Annotated in this window: 4 protein-coding genes; 2 read left to right on the plus strand and 2 right to left on the minus strand. The window is 72.2% G+C overall.

The window, feature by feature from the left end; genetic code table 11:
• The coding region (locus AB0C29_RS25765; RefSeq protein WP_360824918.1) for an ATP-binding protein at positions 1-2,290 on the plus strand (2,290 nt) is incomplete at its 5' end.
• Positions 2,291-2,351: 61 nt separating this feature from the next.
• The gene (locus AB0C29_RS25770) at positions 2,352-3,542 is read left to right on the plus strand and encodes an HD domain-containing phosphohydrolase (RefSeq protein ID WP_360824921.1); all 1,191 of its coding nucleotides are present in this window, start codon (positions 2,352-2,354) and stop codon (positions 3,540-3,542) included.
• On the opposite strand, the gene AB0C29_RS25775 is transcribed toward AB0C29_RS25770, so the two are convergent.
• Together AB0C29_RS25775 and AB0C29_RS25780 are read right to left on the minus strand one after the other, a co-directional pair.
• A complete protein-coding gene (locus AB0C29_RS25775) occupies positions 3,508-4,722 on the minus strand; it encodes a response regulator (protein ID WP_360824924.1) in 1,215 nt (404 codons plus the stop codon). The genes AB0C29_RS25770 and AB0C29_RS25775 overlap by 35 nt on opposite strands.
• A complete protein-coding gene (locus tag AB0C29_RS25780) occupies positions 4,719-6,902 on the minus strand; it encodes an ATP-binding protein (RefSeq protein WP_360824927.1) in 2,184 nt (727 codons plus the stop codon). The genes AB0C29_RS25775 and AB0C29_RS25780 overlap by 4 nt, the downstream gene beginning before the upstream one ends.
• Between the last annotated feature and the right edge of the window lie 289 nt (positions 6,903-7,191).

Consider the following 7,191-nt stretch of genomic DNA (forward strand, 5'->3'; position numbering starts at 1 on the left):
CCTGGGCCTGGCTGCCCAGCTCGTGAGTTCAGCGCAGGCCGACGCCGACCGTCCGGGGCTGCCCCGGGCGGTCGGCGCCCTGCGCGCCCAGCTGCGTGATCCGATCCAGCGCCGGGTGGTGGGCGTCGTCCTGGTGGGCGCCGCGCTGGCCGGCATCGTGGCGTTCGGCCTCGCCGGGCACGGCAGCGTGCTGCGCGGTCTCGGCGTGCCGGCTGCCGCGCTGCTGCCCGGCCTGACCGTGCTGAGCTGCCTCGCTGAGATGACAGTGGTGCGGCTGCGGCACGGCGAGGCCGTCGAGGAACTCAGCCTCTACGAGGCGGCGCTCATCATCGACGTGCTGCTCCTGCCGCCCCGGGACGCGCTGATCGCCGCCGCGGCCGGGCTCGTACTGGCCAGTGCGCTGCAACGGCGACCGGTCGTCAAGGCCGTCTTCAACCTCGGCACCTACACGGCCGCCACCGCCGTACTGATCCTGATCGTGCACCTGCTCGGTGGCCGGCCCGGCGAGATGACCCTGGGCGTCCTGGTCGGCGTGGTGGTGGGCACGCTGGCCTTCACCGGCGTGAACCTGCTGTGCCTGGCGCAGATCCTGGGCGTGCTCAACAAGGTCGCGCCGTGGCGGATCGTGCGCTCGGAGGCGCGGCTGTCGGCGTACATGGCCGTCGGGACGATGGTGACCGGGCTGACCACCACCGAGATCGCGTTGCACTCGCCGTTGCTGCTGCCGTTCATGGCGATGCCCGCCCTGGCCGTCACCTACGCGTACCGGGCGGCGGCGCGGGAGGCCGACGAGCACGCCCGGTCCGCGTGCCTGCTCCAGCTGTCGCACGCCCTGGCCGAGCGCGAGGACGTGGTGCGCCAGTTCCTGGTGCTGGTGCGGGAGGCGTTCGGCGCCGACCTGGCCGTCGTGGTGCTGGAGAACGACGACACGGCCCTGTCGGTGGAGAGCACGGACCCCACCGCGCTGCGGACCGGGCCGATCCCGCGGCATCTCGCCACGCTCGGCCGAATCGACGGCCCGGTGCACCTGGCCGAGGACCTGCCCGGCGGACTGCGCCGCATGGTGGTCGTGCCGGTGCAGGGCGGCGGGCGCCGATTCGGTACGGCGGCCTTCGCCACCCGCGACCGCAGCCGGGGCTGGATGACCACGGGTGACGTCACCCTGCTGGCCTCCCTGGCCAGCGCGCTCGCCGTGGCCATGCGCGGCGCCGAGCACCTGGACCGGCTGGTCGACGAGACCAGCAAGCTGCAGGCGGTCGTGGAGCAGTCCGCCGAGGGCATCATGGTGATCGACGGCGACGGCACGGTCCAGGTGTGGAGCCGCGCGCTGGCCGACATCACCGGTGTCGACGCCGCCGAGGCGACCGGCCGGCCGCTCGCCACGGTGCTGGACGTGCCGGTGGAGGAGGAACGCCGGCTGCTCATGCCGGTGTCGGTGGAGCAGCCGAAGGCCGTCGCCGAGCTGACCGCCCGCCGCCGGGACGGCGAGCAGCGCCGGCTGCGGCTCGCCCACTCGGCCGTCTTCACCGCCGGGCTGCTGGTCCGCGACGTGGTGGTGATCAGCGACCTGACCCGCGAGTACCGCACCGAGCGGCTCAAGTCGGACTTCATCGCCATGGTCTCGCACGAGCTGCGTACGCCGCTGACGCCGATCATCGGCTACGTCGACCTGCTGCGGTCGCGCGGTGAACGGATGACCCCGCAGAAGCGCCTGGACGCGCTGAACCTGATCGGTGACCGTGCCGGGCACCTGTCCCGGCTGGTGGAGGACCTGCTGCTCGCCTCGCGCTTCGGCGACAACCCCGACGACGTCTCGCTGCAGGTGTCGGCGGGCACCCACGACCTGTGCGCGCTGGCCACCCAGGCGGCCCGGGACCTCGGCTCCGCCCGCGTTGTGCTCGACCTGCCGCCGGGCCCGGTCCTCGCCCACTGCGACGACGGCCGGGCCCTGCAGGTGCTCGCCAATCTGATCGGCAACGGTCTCAAGTACTCCGCCGAGGAGACCGAGGTGGCGATCGGCATGCGGCTGGACGGGACCCGGGTGCACGTGGACGTCCGCGACCACGGCCGCGGCATCCCGGCCGACCAGCTCGCGAAGGTCTTCGACAAGTTCCACCGGGTCGAGGACCCGATGACGATGAGCACCAGCGGCACCGGCCTCGGCCTGTTCATCGCCCGCCGGCTGGCCCGGGCGATGGGCGGCGACGTCACCGTGGTCTCCACCCTCAACAGCGGATCGGTCTTCACTCTCTCGCTGACCCGCGCGAACGCCGAACCGCCCGCCGAATAGCCCCGTAATCGATATATTGGGGTGATTCGGACCAGGTTGCTCGGACCAGCAGGGAGCCCGCATGACGACGCCGGTCGAACGACCCCGGATCCTGCTGGTCGACGACGAGCCCAACCTCCTCGACGGCCTCCGCCGGCAGCTGCGCCGCGACTTCACCGTCGAGACCGCCGTCGGCGCCGCGAACGGCCTGTTCGCCCTCAAGCCGGACGACCCGTTCGCGGTGATCGTGTCCGACTTCCTGATGCCCGGCATCAACGGCGCCGAGTTCCTGGCCGCGGCGGCGAAAGCGGCTCCCACCAGCACGCGCATGCTGCTCACCGGCCACACCAGCCTCGCCGACGCCGCGGTCACCGTGAACCAGGGCCGGGTGTTCCGGATGCTGCTCAAGCCGGTCGACACCGAGACCATGACGGCCGCCCTGCGCGACTGCGTGACCCAGCACAAGCTGGTGGTGGCCGAACGCGAGCTGCTGGAACGCACCCTGCAGGGCAGCGTCAAGGCCCTGTCCGACGTGCTGTCGCTGGCCAGTCCGGCGGCGTTCGGCCGCGCCGCCCGGATGCGCCGGGTGGCCTCCGCGATCCTGGACCAGGTGGAGGTCGAGGACCGGTGGGCCGTCGAGCTCGCCGTCGAGATGGCGCAGCTGGGCATCGTCTCATTGCCGCCGACCGTGGCCGCCAAACTGGACTCCGGCGCCGAGCTGGCCCCCGCCGAGCAGCAGATGGTGGATCAGCTGCCCGCCGTCGCCGAGCAGCTCATCTCGCCGATTCCCCGGATGGCCCCGGTGGCCGAGTGCATCCACTACTCACACAAGGGATTCGACGGAACCGGCACGCCGGCGGACGGCGTCGCCGGCGACCGGATCCCGTTCGGCGGCCGGCTGCTGCGGCTGGTGCAGGACCACGACGCGCTGCTGCTGCAGGGGATGTCACCGACGGTGGCGCTGGCGACCCTGCGGACCCAGTCCCATCTCTACGATCCCGCCCTGCTGGAGGCCTTCTCGTCCACCGCCGCGGCGGCCGCCGAGACGATCCGCGGGGTGATGCTGGCCGACCTGCAGGCCGGCATGGTGCTCGCCGCGGCCGTCCGCAACCGGTCGGACGTCCTGCTGGTCAACGCCGGTCAGGAGGTCACCGTCGGCCTCATCACCCGGCTGCGCAACTTCGCCGCGCTCGAGGACGGCGTCGCCGAGCCCCTGATGATCCTGGACGAGGCCGGCGTCAGCGCCGCGAGCGTGCCCGTCGCCATCGGGTGATCACCGCGAGGTCGCGCTCGTCCAGCTGATCCTCGGCCAGCGGCGTCGCGCCGAGCGGTCCGCACACCGGTCCCAGCTCTGCCTCGACCACCACGTGGGCCAGCGCGACGGCAGTGGAGGCGTCGGCGACCGCACCCGGCTGCACCGTCACGGCGTGGCCGGCGACCGCCTCGATCACCGGATCCGGCAGTCCCCAGAACCGCAGCAGGTCGGCGCCCGCGTCGATGTGCGAGAAGCCGATGATCGACGACTCGGCCACGCACAGGAAGGTGGCGTCGGCCGGATCCGCGGCGCGCCACGCCTCCAGCGACCCGGCGAACTCCCGCGGTCGCATCGAGGCGAGCACCAGCTGCCCGACCTCGTGCAGCAGGCCCGCGGTGAAGGCGTTGCTCTCCCAGTCGGTGCCGTCGGCGAACATCCGGCACAGCCGCGACGTCTCGACCGAGTGCAGGGTCAGCGCCTCCAGCCACTCCACCGGGAGCCCGCCGCTGACGTCGAAGGTGCGGATCAGGTCGTGCATGAGCACCAGGCCGCGTACCGTCTGCACGCCCAGCAGGGCGGTGGCCTGGCCGACGTCGCTGATCTTGCGCCCCACCGTGTACGCCGACGAGTTGACCAGCTGCAGCACCTTGGCGGTGGCGGCCGGGTCCCGTTCGATGACGGTGCCGATCGAGTACGCCGACACGTCATCGGAGTCCAGAGCCTCGATGAGCTCGACGAGCGTGTGCGGCGGGCTCGGCAGCGACTGCACGTCGGCGCGGTCGGGGCGGGCGCCCGTACCGGTCGGGATCCGCACGTCGATCAGCCGCTCGACCGTGGCGACCAGTTGCTCCGGCGAGCTCGGCTTGGTCAGGAACTCGTGGGCCAGCACCATGATGCTGAGCAGGTTGTCCTCGTTGGTCTGGCCGGAGAGGATCACGCGGGCCGTGCCGGGGTATTCCAGGCGCACGCGTTCCAGCAGCTGCGCGCCGTTCATCCCGGGCATCCGGTAGTCGGAGACGATCACGTCGCACGGCCGGTCCCGCAGCGCCGCCAGGGCCGCCTCGGCCCCCTCGGCGAAGGACATGTCCCAGCGGTCCCGGTGGGTCCGCAGCATCCGGCGCAGGCCGCCGAGGATCCGGGGCTCGTCGTCGACGAAGAGGATGTGCGGCCGCGGGGTCACGGCGGGCGCCCCGGTCACAGCGACGCCTCCGCGAGCTGGCCGGCCGGCTGCGGCTCGTCGAGGCCGGCCACGGGCAGCCGTACGGTGAAGACCGTGCCCGCCCCGACCGTGCTGGTGAAGTCGATCGTCCCGCCGTGCCGGTCGGCCACCAGGGTACGGACCAGGGCGAGTCCCTGACCCGTACCGGTGCCGACCTCCTTGGTGGTGAAGAACGGGTCGAACAGCTTGTCGGCGATCTCCGGGGGCACCCCGGTGCCGGTGTCGGCGACCTCGATGACGGCGTACCCGTCGTCCAGCCGGGTGCTGATCCGGATGGTGCCCCGGCCGCGGTCCGCCGCGCCGATCGCGTGGGCCGCGTTGACCACCAGGTTGAGCACCACCTGGTTGATGTCGCCGAGATGGCAGTGCACCAGCGGCAGGTCACCGAGGTCGGTCTCGACGTCGGCGGTGTACTTGATCTCGTTGTTGGCCACCACGACGGTGTTCTTGATGGCCTCGTTGAGGTCGGCCCGGCTCTTCTCCTCGGTGCCGGGGTGGCCGAAGGCCTTCATCGCGCGCACGATGTGGGCCACCCGGTTGATGCCCTCCAGGGTCTGCGAGATCGCCACCGGCACTTCCTCCATCACGAACTCGATGTCGACGTCGGTCGCCACCGACTCCAGCTCGCGCAGCGCGGCCTCGATGTCACCCTGGGCCTGCGCCGTCGCCACCAGCTCCCGGTACGCGGCGAGCAGCCGGTCCAGGTCGGCGAACGCGGTCTCCAGGAACCGCACGTTGTCCCCGACGAACTGGATCGGCGTGTTGATCTCGTGCGCGATACCCGCGGCGAGCCGGCCGACCGACTCCAGCTTCTGCGCGTGCCGCAGCTCCAGCTCCAGCCGGTGCCGCTCGGAGACGTCGCGGGCGGTGAAGACGATGCTGCGGGAGCCGTCGTGCTCGCTCACGTACTCGACCAGGGCTTCCACGTCGGTCCACTCGGCGCTGTCGCGGCCGCGGATCCGGCAGGGCAGGGCCGCCGGCCGTTCGAACGACGACGCGACGTCACGCAGCGCAGCCACGTCGCTCTCGTGCACCAGCGACCAGATGTCGCTGCCCACCAGCTCCTCGCTGGGGCACGCCAGCATCATCTCCGCGGCGGGGTTCACGAAGCGGATCAGGCCCGCCTCGCCGGCCAGGATGAGGGCGTCGGCCGAGTGCTCGACCACGATGCTCAGCCGCGAGCGGCTCAGCAGCTGGTCGAGGGTGAGCGCCGCCTCGTCGGCCAGGGTCGTCATCGACGCCGACAGGTCGTCGGTCGGCCGCCGGTCCAGCGCCAGCACCAGCATGCCGAAGACGTCGCCGTGCGCGGCCATCGGCGCCAGCATGACCACTTCGTGCGGTGGCAGCCGGAGGACCTCGGTGACCTCAGCCGCGGCCTCGTCGCAGACCATGGCGTAGCCGCCCGGCCGCAGGGCGGCCCGGGTCTGCTCGGGCAGCTTGGCCAGCTCGGTGACCCAGCCGGAGGCCTCGCCGCCCACGTGCCCGGCCGCGGCGATGACGTGCAGGGCCTGCCCGGTGACGGTGAAGATGAGCGCGGCGCTCGCGGCCCGGTCCATGCTGAGCGCGGCGCCCAGGGTCACGTCCATCGCCTCGCCCCGGGTGGTGGAGGCGACCAGCCCGCCGCCGGCCGAGGCCAGAGTGCCCTCCCGGTCGGCCGAACGGTCCCGGGCGCTGCTGCCCCGGGCCAGGACGTGGTTGACGCCGAGGGAGATCAGCGCGGTGCAGCACAGCGGGATCGCCACGCCGGCCGGGATGTCGAACTGCACGAAGCCGAAGCCCATCATCGCGCAGATCACCAGGACCGCGAGGATCTTCTCCCGCAGGCGGCCGTACAGCGACCGGAAGTTGACCCAGACGATGCACAGGCCGATGGTGATGCCGAAGTCCGATCCCGCGGCCACCAGGCCGACGCAGGCGCCCTCGAAGATCCAGCTCCAGGCCGGGAACCGCTGCCGGCGGTACCCGGCGTAGAGCCAGCCGACCACGACCAGTGCGGCCACGACGGCCGGAACGGCCAGCGCGGGCCGGTGACCGCTGAGGCCCCACAGCCCGAACAGCGGCCAGAGCAGCAGAATGCCCAGGAACAGAGTGCGGACCTGGCCCAGCATCGTGTCCGTGCCACGAAGCCGGCGCCGTACCCACAACGCCCCACCTGCCATGGCCGTCCCTCCAGCCAGACGGAGAACCACCAGTTACCGGACTGATGACCTATATCGGTTCATACTCTCAGAAACGATGCGGCTGCCGTGGGCCTAAGCCGTGATGCGCCCGGATTGCTCCCGCCCAGGTCAGAGCGTCGAGTGACAGCCCGCAGCCCGGTATCCGGCGGCGGCCGCGGCCAGGTGGGCGGCCCCGTCGAGCCCCAGCGGCGACCGCTGTCCCGCGGCGAGGTGACGGCCCAGCTCCTCGTGCGCCCGGGCCAGCTCGTACGGCATCCGCAGCTCCTCG

The organism is Actinoplanes sp. NPDC048791, assembly GCF_040650095.1.
Lineage (GTDB): Bacteria > Actinomycetota > Actinomycetes > Mycobacteriales > Micromonosporaceae > Actinoplanes.